At 69.1% G+C, this 14,956-nt stretch carries 16 protein-coding genes; 4 read left to right on the forward strand and 12 right to left on the reverse strand.

Annotated elements, in window-relative coordinates:
• Positions 1-12 precede the first annotated feature (12 nt).
• The 5 genes from AC3WQM_RS16805 to AC3WQM_RS16825 form a co-directional block, all read right to left on the reverse strand.
• Positions 13-375 carry a DUF1428 domain-containing protein gene (locus AC3WQM_RS16805; protein ID WP_492680264.1) on the reverse strand — a complete coding sequence of 121 codons (363 nt, stop codon included), beginning with the start codon at positions 373-375 and terminating at the stop codon, positions 13-15.
• Positions 376-445: 70 nt separating this feature from the next.
• Complete coding sequence (locus tag AC3WQM_RS16810; protein ID WP_492680266.1) at positions 446-1,927, reverse strand: DHA2 family efflux MFS transporter permease subunit; 1,482 nt, start codon at positions 1,925-1,927, stop codon at positions 446-448.
• Positions 1,928-1,973: 46 nt separating this feature from the next.
• Positions 1,974-2,393, reverse strand: coding sequence for a VOC family protein (locus AC3WQM_RS16815; RefSeq protein ID WP_492680268.1), 420 nt, complete (start codon positions 2,391-2,393; stop codon positions 1,974-1,976).
• A gap of 47 nt (positions 2,394-2,440) precedes the next feature.
• On the reverse strand, positions 2,441-2,968 hold the full coding sequence (locus AC3WQM_RS16820; RefSeq protein WP_492680270.1) for an SRPBCC family protein: 528 nt from the start codon (positions 2,966-2,968) through the stop codon (positions 2,441-2,443).
• Between the two features lie 43 nt (positions 2,969-3,011).
• Complete coding sequence (locus tag AC3WQM_RS16825; RefSeq protein WP_492680272.1) at positions 3,012-3,455, reverse strand: VOC family protein; 444 nt, start codon at positions 3,453-3,455, stop codon at positions 3,012-3,014.
• 122 nt (positions 3,456-3,577) lie between these two features.
• Between AC3WQM_RS16825 and AC3WQM_RS16830 the strand changes: the two genes are divergently transcribed.
• Positions 3,578-4,231 (forward strand): TetR/AcrR family transcriptional regulator, encoded by a 654-nt coding sequence (locus AC3WQM_RS16830; RefSeq protein WP_492680274.1) that lies wholly within the window; start codon positions 3,578-3,580, stop codon positions 4,229-4,231.
• A gap of 30 nt (positions 4,232-4,261) precedes the next feature.
• On the opposite strand, the gene AC3WQM_RS16835 is transcribed toward AC3WQM_RS16830, so the two are convergent.
• The 6 genes from AC3WQM_RS16835 to AC3WQM_RS16860 are packed head-to-tail and all read right to left on the reverse strand — an operon-like array spanning position 4,262 to position 10,977.
• Positions 4,262-4,759, reverse strand: a complete 498-nt coding sequence (locus tag AC3WQM_RS16835) for a MarR family winged helix-turn-helix transcriptional regulator (protein ID WP_492680276.1) — start codon at positions 4,757-4,759, stop codon at positions 4,262-4,264.
• 36 nt (positions 4,760-4,795) lie between these two features.
• A complete protein-coding gene (locus AC3WQM_RS16840) occupies positions 4,796-6,535 on the reverse strand; it encodes an acyl-CoA dehydrogenase family protein (protein ID WP_492680278.1) in 1,740 nt (579 codons plus the stop codon).
• A gap of 5 nt (positions 6,536-6,540) precedes the next feature.
• Complete coding sequence (locus AC3WQM_RS16845; protein WP_447746960.1) at positions 6,541-7,533, reverse strand: Bug family tripartite tricarboxylate transporter substrate binding protein; 993 nt, start codon at positions 7,531-7,533, stop codon at positions 6,541-6,543.
• Between the two features lie 34 nt (positions 7,534-7,567).
• A complete protein-coding gene (locus tag AC3WQM_RS16850) occupies positions 7,568-8,332 on the reverse strand; it encodes an SDR family NAD(P)-dependent oxidoreductase (protein WP_062479514.1) in 765 nt (254 codons plus the stop codon).
• Positions 8,333-8,353: 21 nt separating this feature from the next.
• Entirely contained in the window at positions 8,354-10,207 is a 1,854-nt protein-coding gene (locus AC3WQM_RS16855; protein WP_492680280.1) for a feruloyl-CoA synthase, read from the reverse strand.
• Positions 10,204-10,977 (reverse strand): crotonase/enoyl-CoA hydratase family protein, encoded by a 774-nt coding sequence (locus AC3WQM_RS16860; RefSeq protein WP_492680282.1) that lies wholly within the window; start codon positions 10,975-10,977, stop codon positions 10,204-10,206. Before AC3WQM_RS16860 ends, AC3WQM_RS16855 begins: the two co-directional genes overlap by 4 nt.
• Positions 10,978-11,081: 104 nt before the next feature.
• On the opposite strand from AC3WQM_RS16860, the gene AC3WQM_RS16865 reads away from it, so the two are divergent.
• Complete coding sequence (locus AC3WQM_RS16865; protein ID WP_070061956.1) at positions 11,082-11,957, forward strand: amidohydrolase family protein; 876 nt, start codon at positions 11,082-11,084, stop codon at positions 11,955-11,957.
• 3 nt (positions 11,958-11,960) lie between these two features.
• Here the strand turns inward: AC3WQM_RS16865 and AC3WQM_RS16870 are convergent, their stop codons facing one another.
• Positions 11,961-12,857, reverse strand: coding sequence for a MurR/RpiR family transcriptional regulator (locus AC3WQM_RS16870; RefSeq protein WP_159275422.1), 897 nt, complete (start codon positions 12,855-12,857; stop codon positions 11,961-11,963).
• Positions 12,858-12,979: 122 nt separating this feature from the next.
• On the opposite strand from AC3WQM_RS16870, the gene AC3WQM_RS16875 reads away from it, so the two are divergent.
• Positions 12,980-13,981, forward strand: a complete 1,002-nt coding sequence (locus AC3WQM_RS16875; protein ID WP_492680284.1) for a Bug family tripartite tricarboxylate transporter substrate binding protein — start codon at positions 12,980-12,982, stop codon at positions 13,979-13,981.
• 16 nt (positions 13,982-13,997) lie between these two features.
• Positions 13,998-14,948 carry a M14 family metallopeptidase gene (locus AC3WQM_RS16880; protein ID WP_492680286.1) on the forward strand — a complete coding sequence of 317 codons (951 nt, stop codon included), beginning with the start codon at positions 13,998-14,000 and terminating at the stop codon, positions 14,946-14,948.
• Positions 14,949-14,956: the final 8 nt, after the last annotated feature.

Consider the following 14,956-nt stretch of genomic DNA (forward strand, 5'->3'; position numbering starts at 1 on the left):
CCTGGGGGCGAGTCAAAGTTCCACGATCGATTTGAAGCCGCCGAAGATCATGCGTTTGCCGTCGAACGGCAGGTTCTTCATGTCCATCATGGCCTCCAGGCGCGGGTCTGCGAAGACCTTCTTGTTCACCGCGTCGCGGTGCTTGCGCGACTTGTAGGTGATCCACGAGAAGGCCACGGTCTCGTCGGCCTTGAGCTTCACGCTTTGCGGAAACGAGGTGAGCTTGCCGGGCTTCACGTCGTCGGCGATGCATTCCACGTACTCGAGCGCGCCGTGCTCCATCCAGATCTTTCCGGACTTGCGCGAGAGCTTGCGGTAGGCCTCGACGTTCTTGGTGGGAATGGCGACGATGAATCCGTCCACATAACGAGCCATGTCTGTTCTCCTGAAGAGTGTGTAGAACCGTTGAAGAAAGAAAAGCGGGGGCTGCATGGCGCCGTCGCGTTCACGACGACGCCGTGTTGCCCGCCGCGCCCGGGGCCGACGCTGCTTCGTTGCTGTTGTTGTTTTGGGTGTGCCCCGGCGCAGCCGGGCGAAGCAGCAGGACCCCGATCAGACCCGCCGCCGCCGCGAACACGGCGCCGACCAGGAATGCCAGGTTGTAGCCACCGGTGAGCGCCAGCGGCGTCTGCGCGCCGGCGGTGGCCATGGCGGTGGTGCGTGCCGCCGCGGCGCTGGCCAGCACGGCCAGGCCCAGGGCGCCGCCCATCATGAAGGCGGTGTTGACCACGCCCGAGGCCAGACCCGAGTCGGCCGGGTCGACCTCGCTCATGGCCGCCAGCAGCACCGGGTTGAAGGCCATGCCCGCGCCCAGGCCCAGCAGCACCATGCCGGGCAGCACGTCGAGCACGAAGCTGCCGTTGACCGGCGCGCGCGCGAACAGCGCCAGCCCGAGGGCCGCGAGCCACAGCCCCGCCGCCAGCGGCTTGCGGATGCCGAAGCGCATCACGATCTTGGCCGACAGGCCCAGCGAGAACACCGCCATGATCACGTTGGCCGGCAGGAAGGCCAGCCCGATCTGCATCGGCGTGTACTGCAGCACCAGCTGCATGTACAGCGCCGAGATGAAGAACCACGCGAACATGGCCGCGGCCCAGAGCACGCCCACCACGTTGGCCACCGACACGCTGCGCAGTTTGAACAAACCCAGCGGCATCAGCGGATGCTGCACGCGCGCCTCGATGGCGATGAAGACGGCCAGCAGCACCACGGCCGCGCCGAGCAGGCCCATCGTCTGCGTGGAGCCCCAGCCCGCCTCGTTGCCGTTGACCACGCCGTACACCGCCAGCATCAGCGACGAGGTGACGGTGATGGCGCCGGCCACGTCGAGCTTCTCGCCATGCGCATGGCCGCGTGCATTGGGCAGCAGCGCCACGCACAGCGCATACACCGCGACGCCGATCGGCAGGTTGACCAGGAAGATCCAGTGCCAGCTCAGCGTGCTCGTGAGCAGGCCGCCCAGCAGCACACCGATGCTGCCGCCGCCCGCGCACACGAAGCCGTACACGCCCATCGCCTTGGCGCGGTCGGCCGGCTCGGTGAACAGGTTCATGATCAGCGAGAGCGCCACGGCCGACACCACCGCGCCACCCAGGCCCTGCACCGCGCGCGCTGCCACCAGCAGGCCCTGCGAGGTCGAGACCCCGCAGGCCAGCGAGGCCAGCGTGAACAGCACCAGGCCCGCGAGGAACACGCGGCGGTGGCCGTACAGGTCGCCCAGCCGCCCGCCCAGCAGCAGGAAGCCGCCGAAGGTCAGCATGTAGGCGTTCACCACCCAGACCAATGACGTCTCGGAAAAACCGAGGTCGGTGCGGATCGAAGGCAACGCCACGTTCACGATCGTGGTGTCCAGCACGATCATCAGCACGCCCAGGCACAGCACCATCAGGGCGAGCCAGCGCTTTCGGTTGTCGAGGGTTTCGGTCATGGAAGGTGAGCTCCTGCAGACAGGACGATGAGGAAGAAGAAAAAGGTCAGACCAGCGGCTTGCCGCCGTTGATCAGCCATGGCGTGCCGAAGCGGTCGGTCACCATGCCGAAGGCTTCGACCCAGAAGGTCTTCTCGAACGGCATGCCGATCGAGCCGCCGTCGGCGAAGGCGTCGAAGATGCGCCGCGCTTCGGCCACGGTGTCGAGCGTGAGCGCCACGCCGAAGCCCTTCATGCCGTCGAAGGGCTGGCCCGGCATGGTGTCGGAGGCCATGAGGATGCCGTCGCCGTAGACCAGCGACGCATGCATGATCCGCTTCTTGGCGTCGGCCGGCATCTGCTCGGTGCCGGGCGCTTCGCCGACGGTCATCATCATCTGCATGGTGCCGCGCAGCGTCTTCTCGTAGAAGCGCATGGCCTCGGCAGCGTTGCCGTCGAACGTGAGGTAAGCGTTGATGGGGGACATGAGAGTTCCTTGAATGAGTGAGGTGAGTCGATGGAGGAAAGAGGCGTCTACTTCTCGGTGGCGCTCTTCAGATTGGCCAGGCCCGCCTCGAAGTCCTTGCCGATCATCTGGTCCATGTCGAAGAAGATGCCCATGAGCTTGGCCATGTAGGGGCTCGGGCCGTACATGGCCCAGGTGACCTGCGTGGCGCCGCCCTGTGGTTGCAGCGTGAACTCGGCCGTGTTGTGGCCTTCGAAGGGCTTGATGAAGTCGAGCTTGATCGCGACCTTCGACGCCGGTTGCGACTCGGTGATTTCCATCGTGCCCGCGCCCGCCTTGCTGTTGCCTTCCCAGGCGTAGGTCGCGCCCTTGCCGCTGGCGGCGCCGCCGTAGCTGCGCTTCATGGCCGGGTCGAGCTTTTCGTAGGGCGACCACGCGCCCCAGCGGTGGAAGTCGTCGATCAGCGGAAAGATTTTTTCGGCCGGTGCATCGATGCGCGTGGTGCGCTCGACGCGGAAGCTGTCGGGCCGCGTGGCGCCGTAGATGAGCAGCGCGGCAATCAGCGCGAGCACGGCGAGGACGATGGTCTTGAGCATGATGAAAAACGTGTGAGAAGAAGGAAGAGCAAGCCCTCGCGCATCACGCGGCGGGCGGGGCCACCACCAGCAGCCAGCCCACGCCGAAGCGGTCGCTGAGCATGCCGAAGCTGGAGGTGAAGAAGGTCGGCATCAGCGGCTGGATCACCTGGCCGCCGTCGGCCAGTGCGTCGAACCACTTGCGGGCGTCGGCGTCGCTGTTCGCGGTGAGCGACAGCATGATTCCCTTGAACTCCGCGTGGCCCGAGCAGCTGCCGTCGGACAGCATGAGTTCGGTGTCGCCGACGCGTACCACCGAATGCATCACTTTCTCGGGGCTGGGCATGCCGCCGGCGCAACCGGCTTCGGGGTTGCCTTCGGGGCCGCCGCTGGCCGGCGCCTCGCTGTAGCGCATCAGCTGCACGACTTCGGCGCCGAGCGCCTTCTTGTAGAAGGCAATCGCTTCGTCGCAACGACCTTCGAAGGACAGGTAAGACTGGACTTTCATGGCGTTTCCTTTCGGTTGGTTCACGGGCACAGCGGGTCTGCGCGAAAACAATGGAATTACTTTGTGTACACCGTCCACAAAGAATAGCAGAGATAATGGACAGTGTCCACATGGGAGAAGCAATGAAGCTCAACAACGTGCCCGAAAGCCTGCCGCCCGCGCGCAGCACCTACCGCCATGGCGATCTGCGCCGTGCGCTGCTGGATGCGGGCATCGAACTGGCACGGGACGGTGGCCCCGATGCGGTGGTGTTGCGCGAGGCCACGCGCCGCGTGGGCGTGGTGCCGAACGCGGCCTACCGCCACTTCGCCAGCCGGCACGACTTGCTGCTGGCGGTGCGCGCCGCGGCGCTGTCGGAGGCGGCCAAGGCGATGGAAAGCGAACTCGCCGTGCTGCCCTGCGACCAGCCGCCCGCCGACTTCGCGCGCGCCCAGGTGCGCGCCATCGGCACCGCCTACCTGCGTTTTGCGCAGGCGCAGCCGGGGCTGTTCCGCACGGCCTTCGTGGTGTCGGAAGAGGCGCAGGGCGATGTCGGTGCCGACGGCGCGGGCGCCAGCGGGCTCGACCCGTTCCAGCTGCTGGGCGCGGCCATCGACCGGCTCGTGGATGCGGGCGTGCTCGACCCGGCGCGGCGCCCCGATGCCGAATACCTCGCGTGGTCGGCGGTGCACGGGCTGGCGCTGCTCATCATCGACGGCCCGCTGCGCGGGGTCGACGCCACGGCCACGCATGCGCTCGGACAGCGCCTGATCGACATGGTGGAGCGAGGGCTGTAATTGCCGCGCTCAGTGCTCAGTGCTCAGTGCTCAGAGATAGATCTTCTGCAGCAGCTTGATGAGCGTCTCGCGCTCGCGCGTGCTCAGGCGGCTGCTGGCTTCGGTTTCCAGTTGCACCACGGCCTGCTCGGCCTCGCGGATCAGCGTCTCGCCGGTCGGCGTGAGGTGCAGGCCGACGGCGCGGCCGTCGTACGGGTGCGGGCGGCGCTCGATGAGGCCGCGGCCGTCGAGCGTGGCCACCAGGCTCACGAGGTTGGGCGGCAGGATGTCCAGCGTGTTGCACAGCTGCCGCGAGGTGGCGCCCGGGTTGTGCGCCAGCAGCGAGAGCACCGAGAAGTCGATCTGCTTGAGGCCGTAGGGCGCCATGCGGTCGGCGAACACGGTGCTCACGATCAGCCAGGCGCGCCGGGCGTTGTAGCCGACCAGCCCTTCGAGCACGCGGGCGTCGAGCCGGTCCGACCGGGGGGAGGGCGTGGCGGCGGCGGTGTCGATCCTGGCGGAGGGCTTTTTCGCGGGAGAAGGGGGCATGCGGCGAGCGTAACCGCGCGTTGCTTTCTCGAACAACTAGCGTGACGCCTCTTGTGCGGAATGCGCCAGTGCGACACCCTCACAAGCCCGCTTGACGATGCCCAGGCGCATCTCGAACTCCGGCAGCACCCAGCGCCGAAAGGCCGCCGCGGCGCGAACGCGATCCGCATCATCGGGCGCGGCCACCTCGATGCGGGCCCAGGCCCACGCCATCAGCGTGAGCGCCGTCACGCGCAGGAAGTCGTCCGCCACCTCGTAAGGCAGCACGGGGTTGGCGTGCGCCGCCATCGCCACCGTGGTGCCGAGGTAACGCAGCTGCGCCAGCCGGCGCTGCACGTCGGCATCGGCCTCGCGCGAGGCGTCGAGCGTGTCGCGCAACTCGAGCAGCACGGCCGACAGCGCCGCGCCGCCGTCGGGCAGTACCTTGCGCACCAGCAGGTCGATGGCCTGGATCTCGTTGGTGCCCTCGTAGATCATGGTCACGCGCGCGTCGCGCACCACCTGCTCGGCGCCCCATTCGCGCACGTAGCCGTGGCCGCCGAACACCTGCAGGCAGTCGCTCGCGCCGTGGAAGGCCTGGTGCGTGCAGGCGGCCTTGAGCACTGGCGTGACGAGCGAGCACCAGCGCTGCGCGCGCTCGCGGGCCTTGGGGTCGCTGTCGTGCGTGGCGATGTCGAGCATCAGCGCGCTGCGGTAGGCCAGTGCGCGCGAGCCCTCGATCCAGGCGCGCTGCGTGTCGAGGATGCGGCGCACGGCCGGGTGTTCGGCGATCAGGTCGGCCGCTTCGGTGCCGCGGCTGGCGGGCACAGGGCCGGGCGCGCGCATCTGGCGGCGCTCGGCGGCGTAGGCGTCGGCCTTCTGCCACGCGGCGTCGAGCAGGCCGATGCCCTGCAGCGCCACATGCAGGCGCGCCGCATTCATCATCACGAACATCGCGGCCAGCCCGCGACCGGGCTCGCCGACCAGCCAGCCGGTGGCGTCGTCGAAACGCATCGTGCAGGTCGGGCTGCCGTGCAGGCCCATCTTTTCTTCGATGCGCTCGCAGTGCACCGCGTTGCGCGCACCGTCGGGCAGCCGCTTCGGAACGAGCGCCAATGACAGGCCCTTGGGCCCGGCCGGTGCATCGGGCAGGCGGCACAGCACGAGGTGCACGATGTTCGCCGTGAGGTCGTGCTCGCCGCCTGAAATGAAGATCTTGCTGCCGTTCACGCGCACGCTGCCGTCGGCCTGCGCCGTGGCGCGCGTGCGCACCTGGCCGAGGTCGCTGCCGGCATGGGCTTCGGTCAGGCACATGGTCGCGAGCCATTCGCCGGTCGCGATCTTCTGCAAATAGCGCGCCTTCAACTCGTCGCTGCCATGGTGCTTGAGGCAGGTGTACGCGCCGTGCAGCAGCCCCGGCGCCATGGTGAAGCCGTGGTTCGCGGCGCTGAGCCATTCGTAGAGGATGGCTTCGAGCACCGCGGGCAGGCCCTGGCCACCGTCTTCGGTGGCGGCGGAGAGCGCCGGCCAGCCGCCGTCCACGAAGGCCTGGTAGGCCGCGCGAAAGCCCGGTGGCGTGACGACCTCGCCGCCGTCGAAGCGGCAACCCACCTCGTCGCCCTCGCGGTTCAGCGGCGCGATCACCTCGCCGACGAAGCGCGCGGCTTCTTCGAGCACCTGCGACTGCAGCGGCGCGTCGACCTCCGCGAAGGGCGCGAGGGCACGCAGGCGCGTGGGCGCATCGAGCACCGCGTTCAACAGGAAGCGAGCGTCTTCGGGGCGAGGCTGGTAATGCATGGGGCTCAGGACTCGGCGGTGAAGCCGATCTTCTTGACCAGCGGACCCCAGCGTTCGTACTCGGACTGCAGCGACTTCTTCATCTCCTCGGGCGAGGAGCCGTGCGCGATCAGGCCCACCGACAGCAGGCCGTCGGCCACGGCCTTGTCCTTCAGCGCGGCCTGGATCGCGGTGCTCGCCACGGCGATGGTCGCGGCCGGCGTCTTCGCCGGCGCGAAGAAACCGAACCACTCGTCAGCCACGATTTCCGGGAAGCCCTGCTCGGTGAAGGTGGGCACGTCGGGCAGGTAGGCCGGGCGCTGCGCGCCCGAGGTGGCGAGCACGCGCAGCTTGCCGGCCTTGGCGAAGGGCAGGCAGTCGCCGGCGGGTGTCAGGCACGAGGCGATCTGGCCGCCCACCACGTCGTTGATGCCGGGCAGCGAGCCGCGGTAGGGCACGTGGCGCAGGTCGGTGCCGGTGCTCAGGCCCAGCAGCGCGCCCAGGAAGTGCGGCGTGGAGCCCGCGCCCGGCGAGCCGTAGCTGGCCTGGCCGGGGTTGGCCTTGGCCCAGGCGATGTAGTCCTTCAGCGTCTTCACGCTGGCCGGCACCATCGGGCCCACGGCCAGGCCGTGCGTCATCACGGCACCGATGGAGATGGGCGCGAAGTCGGGGATGGCGTAGCTGAGCTTGGTGTAGATGTGCGGGTAGATCGACAGCGCCGAGGCCTGCGCGAGGCACAGCACCGCGCCGTCGGCCGGCGAGGTCTTGAGCGTGTCGAGCGCGATGCGCCCGCCCGCGCCGGGCTTGTTCTCGACCACCGGGTTGGTGGCGGTGAAGGGCGTGTTGCCCAGCTTGTCGGCCACGCGGCGGGCCACGCTGTCGCCCGCGCTGCCGGCCGGGAAGCCGTAATAGATCTTCACCTGCTGCTGCACCGCCTGGGCGAGTGCGGCAAGGGGATGCAATGCGGCGAGCGCGGCGGTGCCGCCGAGCGCCGCCGTGAATTGGCGTCGGGTGGTCATGGTCTTGTCTCCTGGTTGTCTGCGGGGGCGGGAATCAGCGCGGCGCCATGCGCAAGGCGCCGTCGAGGCGAATCACTTCGCCATTGAGGTGGCCGTTGGTGACGATGTGGCAGGCCAGCTCGGCGAACTCCGACGGCTTGCCCAGGCGCGGCGGGAACGGGATCGACGCGGCCAGCGAGTGCTGCACCGGCTCGGGCAGCTCCAGCAGCAGCGGCGTGGCGAAGAGGCCGGGCGCCACGGTGCACACGCGGATGGCGTGCTGCGCGAGGTCGCGCGCCATCGGCAGGGTCATGCCGACGAGGCCGCCCTTCGAGGCGCTGTAGGCCTGCTGGCCCACCTGGCCGTCGAAGGCCGCGACCGAGGCGGTGAAGAGCATCACGCCCTTCTCGCCGTTGTCGAGCGCGTCGAGCTTCGCGCAGCGCGCCGCAAAGAGGCGCGCCATGTTGTAGCCACCGATGAGGTTGATGTTGACCACGCGCACGAAGTCTTCGAGCGGCGCCGGGTTGCCGTCCTTGCCGACGATGCGCTTGGCGCTGCCGATGCCGGCGACGTTCATCAGGATGCGCGCGGGGCCGTGTGCGGCCTGCGCCTTGTCGAGCGCGGCGTTCACGCTGTCGGTGTCGGTGATGTCGCAGACGCAGGCGACGCCGCCGATCTCTGCGGCCACTTTCTCTGCGAGCGCGGCATTGCGGTCGAGCACCGCGACCTTGGCGCCCAGGCGAGCGAGTTCGCGCGCGGTGGCCTCGCCGAGGCCCGAGGCGCCGCCGGTGACGAGTGCGGCTTGTCCTTCGATCTTCATGGGTGTGTCTCCTGGATGGGGTTAGCGGGGCTTGAGCGTGAAAGGCAGCGTGTCGGCGTGCAGCGCGTCGGCCAGCGCGGCGCGGTGCTTGAGCACGGCGCGCTGGTTGATCGAGCCCTTGTCTGTCACTTCGCCCTTGTCGATCGACGGCGGCTCGGCCATCAGGTGCAGCCGCGCGATGCGGTTGGCGCTGCCGGTGGCGCCGGCCGCGAGCGTGTCCACCACCTGCTGGAAGTGCGCCTGCACGGGTGTGCTTTCGAGCACCTGCTGCAGCGGGGCGTCGGCGGGCAAATCGCAGAGCTGGCGCACCTTCTGCGTAGTGAAGATCAGCGCGCCGACTTCCTTCAGGTTGATGCCCGTGAGCACCGCGTCCTGCACATAGGGCGAGCCGGCCGCGATGATCTTCGCGCGCAGCGGGCCCACGCTCACGAAGGTGCCGGTGGCGAGCTTGAAGTCTTCGGCGATGCGGCCGTCGAAGCGCAGGCCGCGGTGGATGTCGCGGTCGTCGATCCACTTCACCGCGTCGCCGGTGGAGAAGAAGCCTTCCTCGTCGAAGGCCTCGGCGGTGGCTTCGGGCGCGCGCCAGTAGCCGGGCGTGATGTTGGGACCGCGGTAGCGCACCTCGGTCTTGCCGTCGACCTCGATCAGCTTGAGCTCGATGCCGGCGGCCGGCAGGCCCACGTCGCCCGACTTCACGTCGGGGCCGGTCACGTACAGCGCGAAGGGGCCCGACTCGGTCATGCCCAGGCCGGTGCCCATCACGATGCGCTCGCCGACTTCCGATTCCTGCGTGCGGTGCAGGCTGTCCCACACGGGCTGTGCAAGCGCCGCGCCCGAGTAGAAGAACATCTTCACGCGCGACAGCAGGTTGCGACGCAGCACGGCATCGCTTTCCATCGCGTTGGCGATCGCCTCGAAGCCGGTGGGCACGTTGAAGTAGATGGTGGGTGCGACTTCGCGCAGGTTGCGCAGCGTCTCGGCCATGCCGGCGGGCGTGGGCTTGCCGTCGTCGATGAACAGCGTGCCGCCGTTGTCCAGCACGATGCCCACGTTGTGGTTGCCGCCGAAGGTGTGGTTCCAGGGCAGCCAGTCGACCAGCACCGGCGGCTCGTCGCCCAGGGCGGGAATCGACTGGCGCAGCTGCTGCTGGTTGGCGCACCACATGCGGTGCGTGTTGATCACCGCCTTGGGCATCTTGGTCGAGCCCGAGGTGAAGAGGAACTTGGTGATGGTGTCGGGGCCGGTGGCCTGCATCGCCGCGTCGATGGCGGGCGTGGCCGGCGTGGCGGCGAGCACGTCGAAGCGCGTGGTGGCGCGGCCTTCGAGCGTGCCTTCGGCGAGCACGACCTCGGTGCCGGCGGGCACGGTGGCCGCGATGGCCTTGGCGAAGCGCGCGGCGTCGGCCGCGAACACCAGGCCGGGCGTGAGCGTGTCGATGACGTGGCGCAGCTTGTCGTAGTCCTGGCTCACGATCGCATAGGGCGGCGACACGGGGCAGTAGGGCACGCCAGCGTAGAGGCAGCCCAGCGCAAGCAGCGCATGCTCGATGCCGTTTTCGCTCAGGATCACGACCGGGCGCTCGGCGTTCAGGCCGCGATCGAGCAGGGCCTGTCCGATACCGCGCGCTTCTTCCAGCGCCTGCGCATAGCTCACGCGCAGCCAGTCCCCGGTGCGGCCGTCGGGCAGGCGCTCGCGGCGCGCGATGAAGGTGCGATCGGGCGCGACCTGCGCCCAGTGCGCGAGCCGGTCGGTCATGCGCTCTCGGTAGGCCTGCAGCGGCGTCTCGGCCGTGAGGTAGCGCGTGCCCGGTGCGCCGTCGCGCAGCACCGCGCGCGTCACGCCGAAGGCCAGCGGGCGGTAGCGGACGGCGGTCATCCCTTGCTCACCTTCGCGCCGCGGCCTTCGAGGAAGTCGCGCACGCGTGCTTTGGCTTCGGGCGCGGCCTGGACGATGCCCGACATCAGCGCCTCGGTGAAGAAACCGTGGTCGGCCGACTGCTCGGAGATGCGCGGCAGCGCGTGCATCAGCGCGTAGTTGGTGAGCGGCGCGTTGGTGGCGATTCGCTTGGCAAGCTCCAGGGCCTTGTCGAAGGCGGTGCCTTCGTCGACCAGGTACTGCGCGAAGTTGGCGCGTTCGCCGTCTTCGGCGTTGTAGACGCGGCCGGTCATCATCATGTCGGTCATGCGGGCCACGCCGATCAGCTTGGGAATGCGCACCGAGCCGCCGCCGCCCACGAAGATGCCGCGCGAGCCTTCGGGCAGCGCGTAGAAGGTGGAGCGGTCGGCCACGCGGATGTGGCAGGCGCTGGCCAGTTCGAGCCCGCCGCCGACCACCGCGCCGTGCAGCGCCGCCACCACCGGCACCGGGCCGTGCTGGATCAGGTCGAGCGCGCTGTGCCACAGGCGCGAGTGCTGCATGCCCTGGCCGGCGTCGCGCTCCTTGAGCTCGCTCAGGTCCAGGCCGGCGCAGAAATGCGGGCCCTCGCCGTCGAGCACGGCCGCGCGCACGGTGGCGGGCAGCGTCTCGAAGGCGTCGCGCAGCGCGAGGATCAGGCCGTCGGACAGCGCGTTGCGCTTGGCGCCGCGCGTGAGACGAACGATGGCGACGTCGTCGCGGATGTCGAGGTGGAGGTCTGGATTGGTCATGATGGTGTGCGGGGTTGCGTTGGATTATGGTTATGAGAAATAATCAATTCAAGGCATTGGAGCCTCCCGAAACCTAGGGACTTACCCGAACCGGAGACAACGACATGGACCCACGGAACCTGATCGCGATCGACATCCACACCCACGCCGAAGTGAGCTGCTGGAACCCTTTCGACAACTACGGCGAGGAATACGACCGCGCGGCCGACAAGTTCTTCGGCTCGAACCGCCGCCCCACCATCGCCGAGAGCGTGGCGTACTACCGTGAAAGGAAGATCGGGCTGGTGATGTTCATGGTCGACGCCGAGTCGAACATGGGCCGCCGGCGCATCCCGAACGAGGAGATCGCCGAGGCGGCGGCGCAGAACAGCGACATCATGATTGCCTTCGGCAGCGTCGATCCGCACAAGGGAAAGATGGGCGCGCGCGAGGCGCGGCGGCTCATCGAGGAGCACGGCGTGAAGGGCTTCAAGTTCCACCCGACCGTGCAGGGCTACCACCCCTACGACCGCATGGCCTGGCCGATCTACGAGGTGATCGCCGAGTACAAGCTGCCGGCCATCTTCCACACCGGGCACAGCGGCATCGGCTCGGGCATGCGCTGCGGCGGCGGCCTGCGGCTGGAGTACAGCAACCCGATGCACCTGGACGACGTGGCCATCGACTTCCCCGACATGCAGATCGTCATGGCCCACCCCAGCTTTCCCTGGCAGGACGAGGCGCTGAGCGTGGCCACGCACAAGCCCAACGTGTGGATCGACCTGTCGGGCTGGAGCCCGAAGTACTTTCCGAAGCAGCTGGTGCAGTACGCCAACACGCTGCTGAAAGACCGCGTGCTGTTCGGCAGCGACTACCCGCTGATCACGCCTGACCGCTGGATGAAGGACTTCGAGGCCGCCGGCTTCAAGCCCGAGGTGATGCCCGGCATCCTCAAGGACAACGCGGTGCGCCTGTTGGGGCTCGGCACCCCGGCGGCCTGAGGTTCAGGCGGCGCGCGGCGCCGCCTCGTTCCAGTGCGGTTCCCACAGCGCCGCGCCGCGTTCGAACACGGCGGCCAGCTCCTTCTTGCGCCGCTGCGCCACCGCGGTGATCAAGGCATTGCAGACCGACAGCGCCGCCGTGTACGAATCGAAGGGCGAGGCGCTGGAGGTGCGCACCAGCAGCAGGTGGTCGGCCGAGGCTGCCGCAGGCGCCGTGGGGCTGTCGGTGACCATGACGACCTTCGCGCCCTTCTCGCGGAAGTAGGCCGCCGTGCGCGCGATCGCGAGCGAGTGGCGGCGGAAGGTGAGCGTGAGCAAGAGGTCGTTGTCGTCGATGCGCAGCAGCTGGTCTTCGAGCGGCAGCGCGCCCGCGCCGCCCAGCAGCCGCACGTCGGGCAGGCACAGGTTCAGGTTCAGCGCGAGGTGGCTGGCCAGCGGCAGGCCGTTGCGCTGGCCGAGCACGTGCACGCGCACCTTGCGCTGCGTGAGCAGCTTCACCGCCGCCTCGAACGCGCCCACGTCGAGCGCCGCGAAGGTGGCGGCCAGGTTGTGCTGGTCGTGCAGCAGCGCGTTGTCCAGGCAGCTGCGCACGGAGGTGTCGTCGCCGATGACCGCGTCGGCGCGCGTGGCGGGCGAGGCCAGCAGGGCGGTGACTTCGGCGCGCGCCTCCATCTGCGCCTGGGCGTAGCTCTCGTAGCCGAGCTTGGCGAGCAGCCGCACCACGGTCGAGGCGCTGGTGCCCACCTTTCTTGCAAGGCTCGTTGCAGATTCGAGCAGCCCCTGCGGGTGGTGTGCCTGCAATTCCTCGATGAGGCGTCGCTCGCTTTTCGTGAGCTTCTTGCCGTAGCCCGAGATGCGCTGGTTCAGGCTGGGGGCGGCGGGGGTGTCTGCGTGTGGCATCGGAGAAACCTCATGTTTGCAACGAGTATTGCAAAAATAGGGCCTCCTTGCAAAAATGAATGCACGATTTCGGCCGGACCTGTCCGCCCGATTGCCCGCTTCTTCTGCAGAAAGACCTTGCCATGCGTTCCACCACCCCCGCCGTGCCCGCCCTGCGTCGGCGCGAGATCCTCGGCGCCGGCCTGACGGCGGCGCTGCTGCCCCTGTCCGCGCGCGCCCAGGCCTTTCCGGCCCGCCCGGTCACGCTGGTGGTGCCGTTCCCGGCCGGCGGCTCGGTCGACCTGATCGCGCGGCTGTACGCCGAGCCGCTGTCGAAGGCGTTGGGCACGCCGGTGGTCATCGACAACCGCGCCGGCGCCGGCGGCTCCATCGCCAGCGCCCAGGTGGCGCGCGCCAAGCCCGACGGCTACACGCTCGTGGTGTCCTCGCAGAGCTCGCACCTTGCCAACCCGCTCACGCAGGCCAACCCGGGCTACGACCCGATCAAGGATTTCCTGTCGATCAGCCAGCTCGCGCGCTCCATCAACGTGCTGCTGGTGAACCCGGCTGTGCCCGCCAAGACCTTCAAGGAGTTCGTGGCGCTGGTGAAGTCGCGCCCGGGCGAGCTCAACTTCTGCAGCGCCGGGCCGGGCAGCATGGGCCAGCTCAACGTGGAGCTGATGAAGTCGCAGCTGCAGCTCAACGCCACGCACGTGCCCTACCGCGGCGGCGGCCCGCTGGTGACCGCGCTGATCTCGAACGAAGTGCAGTTCGGCCTGGACAACCTCGCGCCTTTCCTGCCGCACATCCAGGCCGGCAAGCTGCGCGCGCTGGCCGTGGCCTCGCCCACGCGCGTCGGGGCGCTGCCCGACGTGCCGACCTTCACCGAACTGGGCTATCCGGTGCTGAACACCACTTCGTGGATCGGCCTGGCCGCGCCCGCGAAGACGCCGCCCGAGGTCATCGCCGCGCTGCACAAGGCGGTGCGGACGGTGGCCGAGCAGCCGACGATGGTCGAGGCGCTGCTGGCGCGCGGCTCGCTCGCGCCCGAGGCGCAGTCGCCCGCGCAGTTCACGGCCATGATGTCGGAGCGGCTCGCGCTGTACGGCGAGATGGTCAAGCGCGCCGGCATCCGCGGCGAGTGAGCGGGCGGCTGGTTCCATGACGCAGACACTGCCGACCTTCGCACCCGACACCGCCCCGCTGGAGGTGCTGCCGCGCGACCTCTCGGCCTACCGCCAGGGCAACACCGGCATCGACTACGTGCACCGCTTCGCGTCCGGCAAGCCGGGTCCGCACGTGCTCGTCAACGCGCTCACGCACGGCAACGAGATCTGCGGCATGGTCGCGGCCACGCACCTGCTCGACACCGGCGTGCGCCCGAAGATCGGCACGCTCACCGTGAGCTTCGCGAACGTCGAGGCCTACGAGGCTTTCGACATCGACCGGCCCTACGAGAACCGCCAGCTGGTGCACAACCTGAACCGCATCTGGTCGCCCGAGCTGCTCGACGGCACCGGAGACAGCCCCGAGCTGCGCCGCGCGCGCGAGCTGCGGCCGGTGCTCGACGTGGCCGACTACGTGCTGGACATCCACTCCACGCGCGCGCCCGTGCAGCCCTTCTGGGTCTACCCGGAGTTCGAACGCAATGCGGGGTTGGCGCAGGCCGTCGGCGGCCCGGCGGTGCACCTCGTGATGCCCGTGGGCGCCGCGCCCGGCACGGGCGTCACGGCCTACGGCCGGCACGGCGAGCCGGGCATCGACGGCGGTGCGGTGGTGGTCGAGTGCGGCCAGCATTTCGCGCAGTTGGCGGCCGACCTGGCCACCGACGTGTCGCTGCGCTTTTTGGCCCACCTCGGGCTCGTCGACCCGGTGCCGCGCGTGCCGGTCGCCGCGCGCCGCTTCCGGCTGCTCGAGGTCCACATGGTCACGTCGGACGACTTCGCCTTCGTGCGGCCCGTGCTCGGTTTCGAGACCTTCGACCAGGGCGCGCTGATCGCGGTGCAGGCCGGGCGGGAGATTCGCTCGCCCTGCGACGGCTGCACGATCTTCATGCCGACGCGCGCGCCGGTGATCGGCCGCGAGGGCGTGTACCTGACCGTGCCGGTCTGACCTGGGGC

Source organism: Variovorax sp. FW301-JW7, assembly GCF_058788795.1.

Coding starts and splice junctions, on each gene's coding strand:
- AC3WQM_RS16805 (WP_492680264.1), bottom strand. CDS start 375: ATGGCTCGTTATGTGGACGGATTCATCGTCGCCATTCCCACCAAGAAC.
- AC3WQM_RS16810 (WP_492680266.1), bottom strand. CDS start 1,927: ATGACCGAAACCCTCGACAACCGAAAGCGCTGGCTCGCCCTGATGGTG.
- AC3WQM_RS16815 (WP_492680268.1), bottom strand. CDS start 2,393: ATGTCCCCCATCAACGCTTACCTCACGTTCGACGGCAACGCTGCCGAG.
- AC3WQM_RS16820 (WP_492680270.1), bottom strand. CDS start 2,968: ATGCTCAAGACCATCGTCCTCGCCGTGCTCGCGCTGATTGCCGCGCTG.
- AC3WQM_RS16825 (WP_492680272.1), bottom strand. CDS start 3,455: ATGAAAGTCCAGTCTTACCTGTCCTTCGAAGGTCGTTGCGACGAAGCG.
- AC3WQM_RS16830 (WP_492680274.1), top strand. CDS start 3,578: ATGAAGCTCAACAACGTGCCCGAAAGCCTGCCGCCCGCGCGCAGCACC.
- AC3WQM_RS16835 (WP_492680276.1), bottom strand. CDS start 4,759: ATGCCCCCTTCTCCCGCGAAAAAGCCCTCCGCCAGGATCGACACCGCC.
- AC3WQM_RS16840 (WP_492680278.1), bottom strand. CDS start 6,535: ATGCATTACCAGCCTCGCCCCGAAGACGCTCGCTTCCTGTTGAACGCG.
- AC3WQM_RS16845 (WP_447746960.1), bottom strand. CDS start 7,533: ATGACCACCCGACGCCAATTCACGGCGGCGCTCGGCGGCACCGCCGCG.
- AC3WQM_RS16850 (WP_062479514.1), bottom strand. CDS start 8,332: ATGAAGATCGAAGGACAAGCCGCACTCGTCACCGGCGGCGCCTCGGGC.
- AC3WQM_RS16855 (WP_492680280.1), bottom strand. CDS start 10,207: ATGACCGCCGTCCGCTACCGCCCGCTGGCCTTCGGCGTGACGCGCGCG.
- AC3WQM_RS16860 (WP_492680282.1), bottom strand. CDS start 10,977: ATGACCAATCCAGACCTCCACCTCGACATCCGCGACGACGTCGCCATC.
- AC3WQM_RS16865 (WP_070061956.1), top strand. CDS start 11,082: ATGGACCCACGGAACCTGATCGCGATCGACATCCACACCCACGCCGAA.
- AC3WQM_RS16870 (WP_159275422.1), bottom strand. CDS start 12,857: ATGCCACACGCAGACACCCCCGCCGCCCCCAGCCTGAACCAGCGCATC.
- AC3WQM_RS16875 (WP_492680284.1), top strand. CDS start 12,980: ATGCGTTCCACCACCCCCGCCGTGCCCGCCCTGCGTCGGCGCGAGATC.
- AC3WQM_RS16880 (WP_492680286.1), top strand. CDS start 13,998: ATGACGCAGACACTGCCGACCTTCGCACCCGACACCGCCCCGCTGGAG.